This is a genomic window from Natronorubrum sulfidifaciens JCM 14089, assembly GCF_000337735.1.
Taxonomy (GTDB): Archaea; Halobacteriota; Halobacteria; order Halobacteriales; family Natrialbaceae; genus Natronorubrum; species Natronorubrum sulfidifaciens.
On record NZ_AOHX01000026.1, the window covers coordinates 191,837 to 205,089 of the forward strand.

Below are 13,253 nucleotides of genomic sequence, written 5' to 3' on the forward strand. Positions count from 1 at the left end.
TATGTCCGACGGCAAGACACACGTGGCGCTCGTCTGCGTCCAGAACGCCGGCCGAAGTCAGATGGCAACCGCCTACGCCGAACGCGAACGCGAGATTCGCGGGCTCACCGACGACGTAGTGATCCACTCCGGTGGGACACATCCCGCCGATGCCGTCCACGACGTCGTCCGCGAGGCGATGGCCGACGTCGGAATCGACCTCTCCGGTCGCAAACCACAGGCAATCGCCACGGAGACCCTCGAGAACTGTGACTACGTCGCAACAATGGGGTGTTCGACACTCGAACTCGAGGCCGACACCGACGTCCGCGATTGGGACTTGCCGGACCCACACGGACGGGACAGCGAGACGGTTCGAGAGATCCGTGACGACGTGAACGCGCGGGTCGAGGCGCTGTTCGACGAAATCGAGTCGGCGCGAGCCGACTGAGAAACTGCAAAAAACGGCAGCGCGCGACCGCGTGGTTATGAAACTGCGGGCTCGAGTTGCGGCGGCTTAGGCCGAGACGGTGTGGCTCTCCCGTTCGGACTCCGAAGAGCGCATGTCCAGATCGGCCCGGAGCGCCTCAATAGCGTCTTCGGGGTCCGTCTCGGAGTCGAAGACTCGATCGAAGCCCATCTCCCGGAAGAATCGCCGAGTTTCCTCGAAGTCGTCCTGTCCGACGGCGAGGTTGCCGCCGATATAGGTCGTGACGTCCTCGAGGCCAGCGTCGATGATCTTCTGGTGGAAGCCCTCACAGTCCTGTTTCGCGTGACCGTAGAGGGAGGAAACGAGTACAGCCTCGGCGTCGTGAGCCGTTGCGGCGTCGACGAACTCTTCCTGGGAGCTTTGGACTCCAAGGTTGATAACGTCGAAGCCGGCTGCCTCAAACGCCTGTTCCAGGATGGTGATCCCGACGACGTGTGCGTCGGAGCCGATCACGCCGAGGATGACTGTCTTCGTCATGGTCGTACCTCCACCAACAGGGGGGAGCACCATAAACCTAATGATTAATAATGTGGCAGTGTTTCACATGGTCTTTCATCCAGAATTTCGCAAGTCCGTGCCAGTCGACGGCAGATAGTCGCTACTGGCCATCACCGGAAACCCGTACACGACAGCTGTACGATGGGTGTCTGCCCCGTTTCAGTCGTTGCGCCCGCTGCTCGAGTCGAACTGAGAACGGCTGCTGTCTCGTCATCGTGGGCGGCGGGCCGTGCCGACAGCAGTCCATCTGAGAGAACGCGTGTCGAACGATCAGACGGTCGTCAGCGCGCCGACCGGCGCATCGGTGTGGTTTCGAGCCCGTTCGATGCCGTCCTCGCCAGCGGCGATGAGGGCAAAGACGCCAGCGACGTCCGCATCAGCAGTATCGGCAATATCGAGCAGGAGTTCCTGCGTTTCACCCGAGCGGATGAGGTCGTCGACGACGAGTACCGACTCGCCGGCATCGATAGCCGATCGGGGGAGATAGTAAGTGAGTTCGATTCCGGACTGCAGTCGTTCACGCGCCTCAATGAACTCCTCGACGGCGGTCTCTTTGCGTTTTTTGGCGTAGGCACACCGCGTCCCGTAGTAACTCGCGAGTGACGCGGCGAGGGTGATGCCGTCCGTCGCGGCGGTCAGTACCACGTCGGGCCGGTCGAAGTCGAAGCCGTTCGCAACGACAGGGGCGACGAGGTCGAGAAACGGCTGGTCGAAGACGGTCGCGGAGTTGTCGACGTAGCCCTCTTCGTCGACGCGGATTCGCGACTCGAGTTCCTCGGCCAGCGCCTCCCGACCGAGATCCTCAACGACTTCGCGTGCGCGATCCGCGCCCGGAAGCACGTGGCCGTTGACGTACCGATTGAGATCGCCCGCTGGGAGCGCCGTCGTCTCGGCGAGTTCGTCGTACGTTCGTGTCTCCTTTAACATCCGCAACACGTCGACGGCCCGCAGCTGGAGGGTCGCCTTCTCGGCTCTGTTCATACAGGTATGCACGATTCCGCAACTATGGATATTTCGATTGTAGAAGTGAGTGAGATTACCACAAACATGGATCGACCTCCGGGAGTAAAGACGAGACACTCACGAGCGTCGACAGCCACGGCACCGATCGAACGCGAAAAACGGGCTCGAGCGGTCGTATTCAGTCCTGCAGGAAGTCCGGCTCCGTCCGCTGCTCGTCGCGTTCGGCCTCGAGATGGGCCTTGAACGCGTCGATTTCGACGTCGTACTCCTGATCCTCGAAGCGGTCACGGACCGATATGTTGCCGTCGGCTTGCTCGTTGTCACCGACGATGATCTGGTAGGGCACGCGGTCGTCGTGGGCCGCACGGATCTTGCGCTCGAGCGTCGAGTCGCGGTCGTCGACCTCGACACGGAACTCGTCGAACTCGTTTGCGACCTGATGGGCGTAGCCGAGATTGTTATCCGAGATCGGCAGCACGCGGACCTGCTCGGGCGCGAGCCACAGTGGGAAGCGACCCTCGTAGTGCTCGATGAGCATCATAAAGAACCGCTCGTAGCTGCCATACAGCGCGCGGTGGATCATCACCGGCTCGTGTTCGTCGTTGTCCTCGCCCACGTAAGACAGATCGAACCGGTCGGGCATGTTGAAGTCCAGTTGGACCGTCGGGCCGTCCCACGAGCGCCCGATCGCGTCCTCGAACGCGAAGTCGATCTTCGGGCCGTAGAACGCGCCGTCGCCCTCCTCGAGTTCGTAGTCGAGGTTGCGCTTCTCGAGGACGTTCTCGAGTTGCTCCTCTGCGTGCTCCCAGATCTCGTCGCTGCCGACCGACTTCTCGGGCCGGGTGGCCAGTGCCATCTCGTACTCGAGGTCGAACGTCTCCAAGACGTCCGTGATCATGTCCATGATCTCCTCGACCTCGCGTTCGATCTGGTCGGGTCGGATGAACAGGTGGCCGTCGTCGATCGTAAACGCCCAGACTCGCGAGAGGCCCGACAGTTCGCCGCGCTGTTCTTTGCGGTAGACTTTCCCGTTTTCGGCGTAGCGGATCGGGAGGTCACGGTAGCTCCAAGACTGGTCCTGGAAGATGGCAGCGTGGCCGGGGCAGTTCATCGGCTTCAGGCCGAACTCGTCGTCGCCGACGTCGAAGATGAACATGTCGTCGGCGTAGTTCTCGTAGTGGCCCGATCGGTGCCAGAGGTCCGTCTTGAAGACGTGGGGCGTCTCGACGTAGTCGTAGCCGGCGTCTTTGTTCAGGTCTTCGACGAAGTCCTCGAGTTCTTTGAGCACCGTCTTCCCCGGCGGATGATACAGCGGCAGTCCGGGGCCGGTGACGTCCTGAATCGAGAACAGGTTCATCTCTGTCTCTTATACACATCTCTGATGGCGCGAGGNGTGGTCGCGCTTTTCGGCTTCCTGCTGGCGCTCGAGGTAGGCCTCGAGGTCGCTTTCGTCCTCGAAGGCGGTGCCGTAGATCCGCGTCTGCATCGTATTCTCCTCGTCGCCGCGCCAGTAGGCTCCGGCGATCTCGAGCAGTTTCACGACGCCGATCTCGCCCGTCGAGTCGACGTGCGGGCCGGCACAGAGGTCTTCCCACTCGCCCTGTTTGTAGAACGAGACCTCGTCGGTCTCGTCGGCGAACTCCTCGAGTAACTCGAGTTTGTAGGGGTCGTCCGCGAGGCGGTCTTCGGCCTCTTCGATCGAGACGTCCTCGCGTTCGATCTCGTAGTCCTCGGCGATGATAGCCTCGATTTCGCCCTCGAGGGCGGCGAGGTCTTCCTCGTCGATGTCGAGGTTGTCGAAATCGTAGTAAAAGCCGTCGTCCGTCGGCGGCCCGATCGCGAGGTCGACGTCGTCGTAGTGGCGTTCGACGGCCTGTGCAAGACAGTGCGAGGCCGAGTGGCGCATCACGCGAAGGTACTCGTCGGACTGGTCGGTGACGATCTCGAGGTCGACGCCGTCGTAGACGGGCGCTTCTTTGGCGACGAGTTCACCGTCGAGTTTGCCGGCGACCGTGTCACGGCCGAGGCCGGGACCGATCTCGTAGGCACAGTCTTCGACCGTCGACCCCGCATCGACCTCGAGTTCGGAACCGTCTGGCAGTACGACCACGAGTTGCTCCTGCGATTGTGGATCTGATTCTGACATGGATGTTACTATGGCGTGTTCGTGAACTTCGGTAAGAAGTCCGATTGGACGTCCGCTCTGGCCGCTCGTCTGTGGAGCCGTGTCGACACAGCGAGCGGTAGGTGTAGGTTAGAAACGGGCGAAAGCCCCTGTAAAGCGGACACCTACCATCGTGGCTATGCGTAGTCTCGAGCGGGATAAAAACATTGTGATGGGGCGTCGTCAGCCGAACGGTTTTGGCTCCGAACGGGCTATAGCAGGTCGTGGGCTTCGATCCGCCGCCGGACGACGATCCGTTTGACGACCCGTTCGGAGACGACCCGCTCGAGGACCCGTTTGCGGGAGATCCACTCGAGGACCCGTTTGCGGACGACCCGATCGGCGGCGGAGACGGTGACGACGACCTCGAGGAAGCGTTCAGCGAGGGGTCGCGATCGACACTGCTTGCGTTCATCATCGTCGCGGTGCTCGTCCACGCTGGCCTCTTTAGCGCCAGCCTCGGCGTGCTGTTGGTCGGCTTCCGGAGTCAGTGGGTCGTCGGCAGCGCGCTTGCGATCGGTGGGGTGCTCGCCCTGGGCCTGGCTGTCGTCGGATATCGGCGATACAAGCACAGCCAGTGAGTCCCTGGTTGGTGACTCGAGACTGGGCAGAACGGACGAGATACAGCGAAACGAGCCGAGCGCTCGGCGTCAGTCCCGATCGGCCAGCAGCTCCTCGGCGGTGACAAGCGCCTCCATCTCGACGTCCGCGGCCTCGACGTTTTCGCGGCCGCCTTCCTGTCGATCGACGACGACCAGCGCGCGGTCGACGGTTGCCCCGGCGTCTCTGAGGGCTTCGATGGCGTCGACAAGGCTCGTCCCCGTCGTCACGATGTCCTCGAGGACGACGACTTCCTCGCCCTCCTCGAGACGGCCCTCGACTAAGTTCGCGGTGCCGTACTCCTTGCGCTGCTTGCGCGCGATGACGTAGGGAACCCCGGCGGCGACACTCGTTGCGGCCGCAAGCGGGACGCCGCCGAGTGCGACGCCGCCGAGTTTGTCCTCCGGCGTGACGCGCTCGGCGAAGGCGTCGGCGATGGCCTCGAGACAGCCCGGGTCGGTCTCGAAGAGGTACTTGTCGACGTAGTACTCGCTGGTCCCGCCGTGAGAGAGTTCGAACTCGCCGAACTGGACGGCATCAGCCTCGCGCAGGGCATCGATGAGTGCCTGATTCGTCATTGCTCGAACGGGCGGGCCGAACCGAAATAAGCGGTGTGGATCGGGCCAGCACGCGATTCGCACAAACTGAAGCCAAAAACGACTAACGCCACCCCTTCCTCGGAAGGAGCATGCACGTCTCTATCGTCGGCAGCGGCTACGTCGGCACCACGGTTGCGGCCTGTCTGGCCGATCTCGGCCACGAGGTCGTCAACATCGAAATCGATCAGGAAATCGTCGACACGATCAACGCCGGCGAGGCCCCGATCCACGAGTCGGGCCTCGCAGAGCGCATCGCCGAGCACGCGGGCACGAATCTCCGGGCGACCACCGACTACGCGGCGGTTCGCGACACCGACGTCACCTTCCTCTGTCTGCCCACGCCACAGGCCGACGACGGCAGCCTCGACCTCGCGATCATGCGTGCCGGCTCCGAATCCCTCGGTCGCGCGCTCGCGGCGAAAGCCGACGACCACCTCGTCGTCGTCAAGAGCACCGTCCTGCCGGGCACGACCGAGGACGTCGTCGGCCCCATCCTCGAGGACGAGTCCGGAAAACACGTCGGCGACGGCCTCGAGCTCGCGATGAACCCCGAGTTCCTGCGAATGGGAACAGCCGTGATGGACTTCCTCGAGCCCGATAAGGTCGTCGTCGGCGCGACGAGCGAGGACGCCGCCACGACGCTTCGTGAGCTGTACGCGCCGATCTTGTCACGGGAAGGGACGGATCTCGTCGAGACCGACATCCGTGAGGCTGAACTCATCAAGTACGCCAACAACGCCTTCCTCGCCTCGAAGGTCTCGCTGGTCAACGAACTCGGCAACATCGCAACGGAGTACGGCGCGGACGCCTACGAGGTGCTCGCGGCGGTTGGCCTCGACGACCGCATCTCCGAGCGGTTCATGCGATCGGGGCTGGGGTGGGGTGGTTCCTGTTTCCCGAAAGACGTCGACGCGCTGCGGGCCGGGGCTCGCGAACAGGGGTACGATCCAGCCCTGCTCGACGCCGTCGTCGCGGTCAACGACGCCCAGCCGCGCCGGCTCGTCGACTCGCTTGCGACCCACGTCGACCTCGAGGGCGCACGGATCACGGTGCTCGGCCTGTCGTTCAAGCCCGGTACCGACGACATCCGCAAGTCACGCGCGCTCGACGTGATCGAGTATCTACAGGATCGCGGCGCAACCGTCGTCGCCTACGATCCCGTCGCAGTTGAGAACGTCCGACCGATGTATCCCGATGTCGAGTACGCCGACTCGGCCGTCGACGCACTCGCGGACGCCGACGGCGCAGTCGTCGCGACCGACTGGCCCGAGTTCGACGACCTCGCGTTCGACGGGATGGCCCAGCGCGTGGTCGTCGACGGTCGCCGGATCGACGTCGACGAGGCCGACCTCGACGTGTACGAGGGCCTGACCTGGTAGTGTCCGGCTCGCTCGAGTCGCAATCAGAAACCCGTCACTGGCCGATCAGTACGTTTTTGCAGTCACAGCGGAGATTCCTTGGCGATGGACAATGACGCGGTTCGTGCGGACTCGAGGCTGTCGATCGGCGATGGGGAGGTCCTCTCCATGAGCCGTGAGACGCGCGACATCGCTGCCGAGGACGTCTGTATCCTTATCCCGACGCTCGACGAAGCGGCCACGATCGGCGACGTCATCGACGGCTTTCACGCCGAAGGCTACACGAACGTGTTCGTCGTCGACGGCGACTCCGAGGATGACACGCGCGAGATCGCCCGCGAGCGCGGTGCACACGTGCTGGTCCAGTCCGGCGACGGCAAAGGACAGGCCGTCCGCGAGGCCCTCGAGTACGTCAACGTCCCCTACGTGTTGATGCTCGACGGAGACGGGACCTACGATCCGGCCGACGCAGATCGGATGCTCGAGCCGCTCTCGCGCGGGTACGAGCACGTGATCGGCAATCGGTTTGCCGATATGGACGACGACGCGATGAAGGCGTTGAACGGTGTTGGGAACCGGCTGATCAACAAGTCGTTCCGGTTCATCCACGGAGCCGACTACGACGACATTCTCTCGGGATACCGGGCGTTTACCGTCGATTCGTTCGAGCGACTCTCGCTCGACTCGGACGGCTTTACGATCGAGACTGAACTCGCCGTCGAGTGTGTCAAACACGGACTCGAGACGACGGTCGTCCCAGTCAGTTACAGCGCCCGGCCGGATGCCTCGGAGACGAACCTCCACCCGCTCAAAGACGGCGGGACGATCATCCTCGCGCTCTACACACTCGCCAAGACGAACAATCCGCTGTTCTATTTCGGTAGCCTCGGCATCGGCGGCATCGTCTCCGGTGGGATCATCGCGTCATACGTCCTCTGGCAGTGGATTCAGCACGGACAGGGACACGAAATCATGGCGATGGTCTCCGCGGCTGCCATCCTGCTTGGCGTCCAGTTGCTCATGTTCGGCGTGCTCTCGGATATGCTCGTCACGCTCCATCGTGAGCAGCGACGCCGTCTCGAACAGATTACGCGCACGGATCGGGAGCGAGACGACGGAAAATAACGTCAGAACGGCAGCATCGATCGAACCTGCTGGAAAACGCCGCCGGAGTGCTCCCGTCGGTACTCCTCGAACGGCTCGTGAAGCGCGTTCAGCAGTTCCTGCCGGGAGCGAAACTCCGCTGTCTCGACTTCCTCAAGCATCGCCCCCAGCGCGACGTCGTTGCCGTGGACGTCATAGGGGATCTGCTCGTGGCCGAGTTCGGCGGCGACATCGTCTTTTGTCGCCGGAAACGAGAGCTCTGCTGTTCTGAGGTGTGCGTCGATCGCGGCGATACCGAACTCGACGCTTTCGGGTTCGTCGTCGTCTCCGCTCGAGGGTGGCCGGACTCCCATACCAACCAGTATCGTGTCCGACAGCAAAACCGCTACGAAGACTGTCGCGGGGCCCACGCGGTCGACACGCCTTTGGCACCGGCGACGGAGTATGGCGTATGACAGAGTACACGACGGTTTCGATCCCGAAAGATCTCGCTGACCGCGTCGAGGACACGATCGAAGGCACCAGCTTCCAGAGCACGAGCGACCTGACTCGATTCCTGCTTCGCAGTATCGTCATCCAACACCAGAAGCAAGGCAAACTCACGGAAGCCGAGTTCGAAGAGATCACCGAACAGCTTCGCGGCCTCGGCTATCTCGAGTAACAGCGACACACGCTTCCGATCCGGTCATCACGGCCGTTCAAGCCAGTCACAGCGACTGCTCCGGCGGGCTGGCGTCGATGACCTCGAGTGGCTGGCGTTCGCCACGGCGGTCGAAGGCGGCGAACGATCGCTCGTCGAGGTCCCACGGCGGGACGGCGATGAAGACTACCTCCGCGAGATCGTCTCGCCTCGTGACCTCGAGTTCCCGGATCGGATGTGAGACGAACTGGCCCTGTGCCTGCCGTGCGGGTGTCGAGAGATCGACGCCGAAGACGGCGTTGACGGCGTTTCCGGGGTCCGGAAGGTAAAAGTCCGTAAACACCGGCGTCTCGGGCGGAACGTCGATCCCAGTTCCCTCGAGTTCGCCCGCAGGCGTGACCGAGACGCCGGTCGTCACACGGTCCGGGTCGGCGTCGCTGGCCAGATCGAGGAGGACGTCGGCGAGGGCGCGCGTGATGTAGACCACAGTGATCGCTCTAGGCGTGGCTCGTAGTTAGTTGTATGCCACGCGGGCGCCGCTGGGGACGAGCTGGTCGGTTCGAAACCACCGTCGTAAGACAGTCTATATGGGAAGAAGCTGTCGAGCCATCCCCGCATACAGCAGCGGCGTACGCCGACGTGCGTTGGCAAGCGCGTCCTCGAGGGCCGTCGCGGCGTCGGTCATGACGCCGTGGCCGTGACCGACGAGCACCCGCTCGGGTGTGAACCGGCCCAGTTCCGCCCGCGGTGGGATGGCCCGTCGCATCGGATGGACGCCGAGGCGTTCGCCGCCGGCGAGAAAGTACGCTGCCGTGCCGACCGATTCGGGGACCAGCAGGGTTCCGTCGGCCGGGTTGTAGAGTGCGGCTTCCTGCCAGAAACGGTTGTTGACGACGGTCCGGGCCTCGAGGTTAGTATCCGAAAGCGTCCGCGAAAAGCGAGCAACGGGCGCATCGAGCTCCTCGGAGACACCCTCGAAGAAGTCGGGGAGAAAGACCGGCACGTTGTGGCGATTCGCGATCGCTGCGGCGTCGCGCTTGTGACGATCGAGTAAGACGACGACACCGGTCACCTCGCCGAAGTCGGCGAACAGGTCGTCGATCCCTTCGGCATCGACGGGATCGATAACCCAGACCTTGCCATCGACCTCGAGGGCGTGGCTCGCCCGCTGCATCCGTTCGTCGGGATGGGCGATCCAGCCGACACCGCCGTCGAAGCGGTCGATCTCGCGAAAGTCCGTCGCACGCTCGTCGACACGGAATGTCATCTGTCAGTGGTATGACCGCGCGGTGTATAAACGTGTAGCCAACAGGAACAAGACACCGACCGGCCCCGCCAGAGCATCTATGCCTCTCCCGGGTGTAGAACGGGTATGCTCACTGGGCTGTCCTGGCTCGCCCTCGAAGTCACGTCCCTCGAGCGAGCGCGTACGTTTTACGAGGAGACACTGGACCTTGCTGTGACGACACAGCGGGACGACGAACTCGTGTTTGCGGCGGGCGAGACCGAGCTAATCCTCCGCCGCCCCACCGCCTTCCCACGTGGCGGGCTCCACACCCACTACGCGTTCTCGATTCCCCACGCGGAGTACGACGACTGGTGGGCGCGGCTGAGCGAGGCGTACGAACTCGAGGAGGCCCAGTTCGGCCCCGTCAGTTCGCTGTATCTGGACGATCCCGACGGCAACTGCGTCGAACTCGGCCAACAGGACGTTTCGGGGCCGGGGATCGACGGGATCTTCGAGGTCGTCCTCGAGGTCGAATCACTCGAGCGGGCGACCGCGTTTTACACCGATCTCGGGTTCGAGACGGTCGATACGGGGAGCGACCGACAACGCGTCCGTCTGCACGGCCCGATGGCGCTGGAACTCTGGGAGCCACACCTGGGGATCGCCGACGCTCGCGGCGGTGTCCACGTCGATCTCGGATTCGAGACCGAAGAGCCAGCGGCGGCGCTCGAGGCAATTTCGGATCGCGTCCGTGCCGTCGAACGGGAGACGGACGACTCGGTCGTCGTTCGCGACCCTGACGGGCACTTCCTGACGTTTACAGGCGCTCAGTGCTGACGTCGACGCCCGGCGGTGCCACGAGCAGAAAGCCCCGGAAGTGGATCAGACTGCCACCCGACTCCTTGACATCGCGGGCAAAGCCCGACGCTAATTCGTTGACGTCGCCCTCGACGTTGAGGACGAGCAGGTTTCCCTTCGAGATTACCTCGAGCCACTCCGCCGCCGGCGTCGTCCCATCGAGGACGCCAAGGACGACGCTGCCTTCGATCTCGAGTTCCTCGTCGATGTGTTCCTCGACAGCGCGGAGGTCGAGGTCGAAATCGCTCATACCGGGTGGGTCGAACCGGGACGAGAAAAACGTTCGCCTCAGCCGACGGTTATGGAGCAGCTATGGGTCCTCGAGTGTCGAGTCGGAGAGACGACCACGAATCAGCTTGAAAACGAGTCCGCCCTCCCCGATTTGAACGGGGGGCAAGTCGATCTACAGTCGACTGCTCTACCAGTCTGAGCTAAGGGCGGTTGCACTTCAACGTAGCCGCTCTGGATAACATAAGAGTTGTTATTTTCGACGGCAGAAGACGCCGCCGTCGACCGAAATGGAAGAATGATTGATATAGATGGAGTCTCAACAGAGATGATAACCCGCAGATGAGCAAGATCACGTTCCGCGCCGACGATGCCCTCGTCGAGCGACTCGAGACCCTCGAGATTTCGAAAAGCGAAGCGATGCGGGAGGCGCTGCGCGCGTATCTCGCCAGCAACGGGCAAACTCGAGGGGGAGAACGTGAGCAGCGGATCGAATCCACACGAACGGGGACACTCGACGAACTCGTACAGGATCGCGTCGACGAACTGCTCGCTGATCGACTCCACGAACTCGGCCTCGAGTCGGCTCCGGACCGATCGACTCGAGTTGGTGACCACACAGTCGCCGATGCTCGCGCACAGCCACACGATCGCGAGATGTATGACACGGCCGAGCGCGAACAGCCCCATGGCCAGCAGTCGAGCGACGACGGACCACAGACCCACTGTGAGCAGTGTGGCGAGCACGTCGACGATGACCACATGTACTGCCCAAACTGTGGCGAGAAGACCTCGAGACGGCTATTCTGCGAGTGTGGTGACGAAATCCGCTCCGGCTGGTCGTTCTGTCCCAGCTGTGGCCGTCGGACGCCGGCCGCAAATGTACTAAATCGAGACAGTCATCCATAACGACTAGTGTAAGACACAGAAAGTCGTATTCGACGAAAGTTTTATTGCCTATGACAGTCTTCCACTTAGTCGCGTAAGACGGTTGTCTTACAACGATCGGCAAACGCCGAAAAACGCCCGATGTCGGGCGGTTACCGTGTAAGACACGCCGCGTCTGACAGGGGCGCGCCGCCGTCTTACCCTACAGGGAATACAACCATGGAGCGTGTGACACTGCGAATTCCGAAACAGCAGATCGAGGAGGTCGAACAACTAGTCGACTCGGGCGAGTACCCGAACCGGAGCGAGGCGATCCGGTCGGCCGTCCGTGAAATGATCAACGAACAACAGGACGGGCCGAGCGAACAGTCCGGTAAACGAACGTGGGCCAAGGTGTAACGATGCAGGATATCGTTCAAGACGCACTCGAAAACGCGGAGCAGGAGTCCAGAGAGATGGACGCCGACATGGACGGCGACGAGTTCGGCGACCCACGGATCGTTATCGTTGGCTGTGGCGGTGCGGGTAACAACACGATCAACCGGCTGTACAACATCGGCGTCGACGGTGCTGATACCGTGGCGATCAACACGGACAAACAGCACCTCAAGATGATCGAAGCCGACACGAAGATCCTCGTCGGCAAATCGCTCACCAACGGGCTCGGCGCTGGCGGCGATCCGTCGATGGGCGAACGGGCGACCGAGATGGCACAGAGCACGGTCAAAGAGGTCCTCGGGGATGCGGACCTCGTGTTCGTGACCGCGGGCATGGGTGGCGGGACCGGCACCGGTGCTGCCCCCGTCGTCTCGAAGATCGCCAAAGAACAGGGCGCGATCGTCGTCGGGATGGTCTCGACGCCGTTTAACGTCGAGCGTGCTCGCACGGTGAAAGCCGAGGAAGGTTTAGAGAAACTGCGCGATCAGGCCGACTCGATCATCGTCCTCGACAACAACCGCCTGCTCGATTACGTCCCGAACCTCCCGATCGGCAAGGCGTTCTCGGTGATGGACCAGATCATCGCCGAAACGGTCAAGGGGATCTCGGAGACGATCACCCAGCCCTCGCTGATCAACTTAGACTACGCGGACATGTCTACGATCATGAACCAGGGTGGCGTCGCCGTCATGCTGGTCGGCGAGACCCAGGACAAGAACAAGACCGACGAGGTCGTCAAAGACGCGATGAACCACCCGCTGCTGGACGTCGACTACCGCGGCGCGTCGGGTGGACTCGTCCACATCACTGGCGGTCCCGACCTCACCCTCAAAGAGGCAGAGGGAATCGCGGACAACATCACCGAGCGCCTCGAGGCCTCGGCGAACGTCATCTGGGGCGCACGAATCCAGGACAACTACAAGGGCAAGGTGCGGGTCATGGCGATCATGACCGGCGTCCAGAGCGCGCAGGTGCTCGGCCCAACCACACAGAAACAGGCAGACAAGTCCCGACAAAGCATCGAGGGCGTGAAAAATACCGACTTCGACGCGAGCAATCACATCGAAGACGGCGGTTCCAACGTCGGCGCACACAGCGACGGCGGCCGCGAGGAACTCGAGAAACAGAACGGCGTCGACGTGATCCGGTAATCGGTACGCGGCACTTGACACACCACCTGCCGTACGCGGCACCTGACACACCACCTGCCGCACGCGG

At 62.6% G+C, this 13,253-nt stretch carries 16 protein-coding genes, 1 tRNA gene and 1 pseudogene; 9 read left to right on the forward strand and 9 right to left on the reverse strand.

Annotated features, from left to right (window positions below; genetic code table 11):
• Window position 1 precedes the first annotated feature (1 nt).
• Window positions 2–430 (forward strand): arsenate-mycothiol transferase ArsC, encoded by a 429-nt coding sequence (locus C495_RS04060; RefSeq protein WP_008160285.1) that lies wholly within the window; start codon window positions 2–4, stop codon window positions 428–430.
• Window positions 431–496: 66 nt separating this feature from the next.
• On the opposite strand, the gene glmS is transcribed toward C495_RS04060, so the two are convergent.
• The 3 genes and pseudogenes from glmS to thrS all read right to left on the reverse strand — a co-directional run bounded on the left by glmS (window position 497) and on the right by thrS (window position 4,076).
• Window positions 497–946, reverse strand: a complete 450-nt coding sequence (gene glmS, locus C495_RS04065) for a methylaspartate mutase subunit S (protein WP_008160286.1) — start codon at window positions 944–946, stop codon at window positions 497–499.
• 291 nt (window positions 947–1,237) lie between these two features.
• Window positions 1,238–1,948: a phosphoribosyltransferase family protein gene (locus tag C495_RS04070; RefSeq protein WP_008160288.1), complete on the reverse strand. Its 711-nt coding sequence runs from the start codon at window positions 1,946–1,948 to the stop codon at window positions 1,238–1,240.
• A 160-nt stretch (window positions 1,949–2,108) separates the two neighbouring features.
• Window positions 2,109–4,076: pseudogene (gene thrS, locus C495_RS04075) on the reverse strand (threonine--tRNA ligase).
• A 242-nt stretch (window positions 4,077–4,318) separates the two neighbouring features.
• Here thrS and C495_RS04080 point away from each other — a divergent pair.
• Window positions 4,319–4,675, forward strand: a complete 357-nt coding sequence (locus tag C495_RS04080) for a DUF7322 domain-containing protein (protein ID WP_008160290.1) — start codon at window positions 4,319–4,321, stop codon at window positions 4,673–4,675.
• A gap of 69 nt (window positions 4,676–4,744) precedes the next feature.
• Here C495_RS04080 and pyrE read toward each other — a convergent pair whose 3' ends face one another.
• Window positions 4,745–5,272, reverse strand: coding sequence for an orotate phosphoribosyltransferase (gene pyrE, locus C495_RS04085; protein WP_006064755.1), 528 nt, complete (start codon window positions 5,270–5,272; stop codon window positions 4,745–4,747).
• A 110-nt stretch (window positions 5,273–5,382) separates the two neighbouring features.
• On the opposite strand from pyrE, the gene aglM reads away from it, so the two are divergent.
• Together aglM and aglJ are read left to right on the forward strand one after the other, a co-directional pair.
• Window positions 5,383–6,672 carry a UDP-glucose 6-dehydrogenase AglM gene (gene aglM, locus C495_RS04090; protein WP_008160292.1) on the forward strand — a complete coding sequence of 430 codons (1,290 nt, stop codon included), beginning with the start codon at window positions 5,383–5,385 and terminating at the stop codon, window positions 6,670–6,672.
• Window positions 6,673–6,756: 84 nt separating this feature from the next.
• Complete coding sequence (aglJ, locus tag C495_RS04095; protein ID WP_008160294.1) at window positions 6,757–7,776, forward strand: S-layer glycoprotein N-glycosyltransferase AglJ; 1,020 nt, start codon at window positions 6,757–6,759, stop codon at window positions 7,774–7,776.
• Between the two features lie 2 nt (window positions 7,777–7,778).
• Here aglJ and C495_RS04100 read toward each other — a convergent pair whose 3' ends face one another.
• Complete coding sequence (locus tag C495_RS04100; protein WP_008160296.1) at window positions 7,779–8,108, reverse strand: DUF5789 family protein; 330 nt, start codon at window positions 8,106–8,108, stop codon at window positions 7,779–7,781.
• Window positions 8,109–8,206: 98 nt separating this feature from the next.
• Here C495_RS04100 and C495_RS04105 point away from each other — a divergent pair, with 98 nt between their 5' ends.
• Window positions 8,207–8,416 carry a ribbon-helix-helix domain-containing protein gene (locus tag C495_RS04105; RefSeq protein WP_006064759.1) on the forward strand — a complete coding sequence of 70 codons (210 nt, stop codon included), beginning with the start codon at window positions 8,207–8,209 and terminating at the stop codon, window positions 8,414–8,416.
• Between the two features lie 46 nt (window positions 8,417–8,462).
• Here C495_RS04105 and C495_RS04110 read toward each other — a convergent pair whose 3' ends face one another.
• Together C495_RS04110 and C495_RS04115 are read right to left on the reverse strand one after the other, a co-directional pair.
• A complete protein-coding gene (locus C495_RS04110) occupies window positions 8,463–8,882 on the reverse strand; it encodes an MPN domain-containing protein (RefSeq protein ID WP_008160298.1) in 420 nt (139 codons plus the stop codon).
• Between the two features lie 96 nt (window positions 8,883–8,978).
• Window positions 8,979–9,662: a hypothetical protein gene (locus tag C495_RS04115; protein WP_008160300.1), complete on the reverse strand. Its 684-nt coding sequence runs from the start codon at window positions 9,660–9,662 to the stop codon at window positions 8,979–8,981.
• A 105-nt stretch (window positions 9,663–9,767) separates the two neighbouring features.
• On the opposite strand from C495_RS04115, the gene C495_RS04120 reads away from it, so the two are divergent.
• Window positions 9,768–10,460 (forward strand): VOC family protein, encoded by a 693-nt coding sequence (locus C495_RS04120; protein ID WP_008160301.1) that lies wholly within the window; start codon window positions 9,768–9,770, stop codon window positions 10,458–10,460.
• Here the strand turns inward: C495_RS04120 and C495_RS04125 are convergent.
• Together C495_RS04125 and C495_RS04130 are read right to left on the reverse strand one after the other, a co-directional pair.
• Window positions 10,441–10,731 carry a DUF5779 family protein gene (locus C495_RS04125; protein WP_008160303.1) on the reverse strand — a complete coding sequence of 97 codons (291 nt, stop codon included), beginning with the start codon at window positions 10,729–10,731 and terminating at the stop codon, window positions 10,441–10,443. The two genes, C495_RS04120 and C495_RS04125, sit on opposite strands and share 20 nt — an antisense overlap.
• A 117-nt stretch (window positions 10,732–10,848) precedes the next feature.
• Window positions 10,849–10,922, reverse strand: a tRNA-Tyr gene (locus C495_RS04130).
• Between the two features lie 129 nt (window positions 10,923–11,051).
• Between C495_RS04130 and C495_RS04135 the strand changes: the two genes are divergently transcribed.
• The 3 genes from C495_RS04135 to ftsZ all read left to right on the forward strand — a co-directional run bounded on the left by C495_RS04135 (window position 11,052) and on the right by ftsZ (window position 13,186).
• Entirely contained in the window at window positions 11,052–11,618 is a 567-nt protein-coding gene (locus tag C495_RS04135; protein ID WP_008160305.1) for a double zinc ribbon domain-containing protein, read from the forward strand.
• 198 nt (window positions 11,619–11,816) lie between these two features.
• A complete protein-coding gene (locus C495_RS04140; protein ID WP_008160307.1) occupies window positions 11,817–11,996 on the forward strand; it encodes a ribbon-helix-helix domain-containing protein in 180 nt (59 codons plus the stop codon).
• A 2-nt stretch (window positions 11,997–11,998) separates the two neighbouring features.
• Window positions 11,999–13,186 carry a cell division protein FtsZ gene (gene ftsZ / locus C495_RS04145; RefSeq protein WP_008160309.1) on the forward strand — a complete coding sequence of 396 codons (1,188 nt, stop codon included), beginning with the start codon at window positions 11,999–12,001 and terminating at the stop codon, window positions 13,184–13,186.
• Window positions 13,187–13,253: the final 67 nt, after the last annotated feature.

Coding starts and splice junctions, on each gene's coding strand:
- C495_RS04060 (WP_008160285.1), top strand. CDS start 2: ATGTCCGACGGCAAGACACACGTGGCGCTCGTCTGCGTCCAGAACGCC.
- ftsZ (WP_008160309.1), top strand. CDS start 11,999: ATGCAGGATATCGTTCAAGACGCACTCGAAAACGCGGAGCAGGAGTCC.
- C495_RS04100 (WP_008160296.1), bottom strand. CDS start 8,108: ATGGGAGTCCGGCCACCCTCGAGCGGAGACGACGACGAACCCGAAAGC.
- C495_RS04115 (WP_008160300.1), bottom strand. CDS start 9,662: ATGACATTCCGTGTCGACGAGCGTGCGACGGACTTTCGCGAGATCGAC.
- C495_RS04140 (WP_008160307.1), top strand. CDS start 11,817: ATGGAGCGTGTGACACTGCGAATTCCGAAACAGCAGATCGAGGAGGTC.
- C495_RS04070 (WP_008160288.1), bottom strand. CDS start 1,948: ATGAACAGAGCCGAGAAGGCGACCCTCCAGCTGCGGGCCGTCGACGTG.
- C495_RS04135 (WP_008160305.1), top strand. CDS start 11,052: ATGAGCAAGATCACGTTCCGCGCCGACGATGCCCTCGTCGAGCGACTC.
- aglM (WP_008160292.1), top strand. CDS start 5,383: ATGCACGTCTCTATCGTCGGCAGCGGCTACGTCGGCACCACGGTTGCG.
- C495_RS04120 (WP_008160301.1), top strand. CDS start 9,768: ATGCTCACTGGGCTGTCCTGGCTCGCCCTCGAAGTCACGTCCCTCGAG.
- aglJ (WP_008160294.1), top strand. CDS start 6,757: ATGGACAATGACGCGGTTCGTGCGGACTCGAGGCTGTCGATCGGCGAT.
- pyrE (WP_006064755.1), bottom strand. CDS start 5,272: ATGACGAATCAGGCACTCATCGATGCCCTGCGCGAGGCTGATGCCGTC.
- glmS (WP_008160286.1), bottom strand. CDS start 946: ATGACGAAGACAGTCATCCTCGGCGTGATCGGCTCCGACGCACACGTC.
- C495_RS04105 (WP_006064759.1), top strand. CDS start 8,207: ATGACAGAGTACACGACGGTTTCGATCCCGAAAGATCTCGCTGACCGC.
- C495_RS04125 (WP_008160303.1), bottom strand. CDS start 10,731: ATGAGCGATTTCGACCTCGACCTCCGCGCTGTCGAGGAACACATCGAC.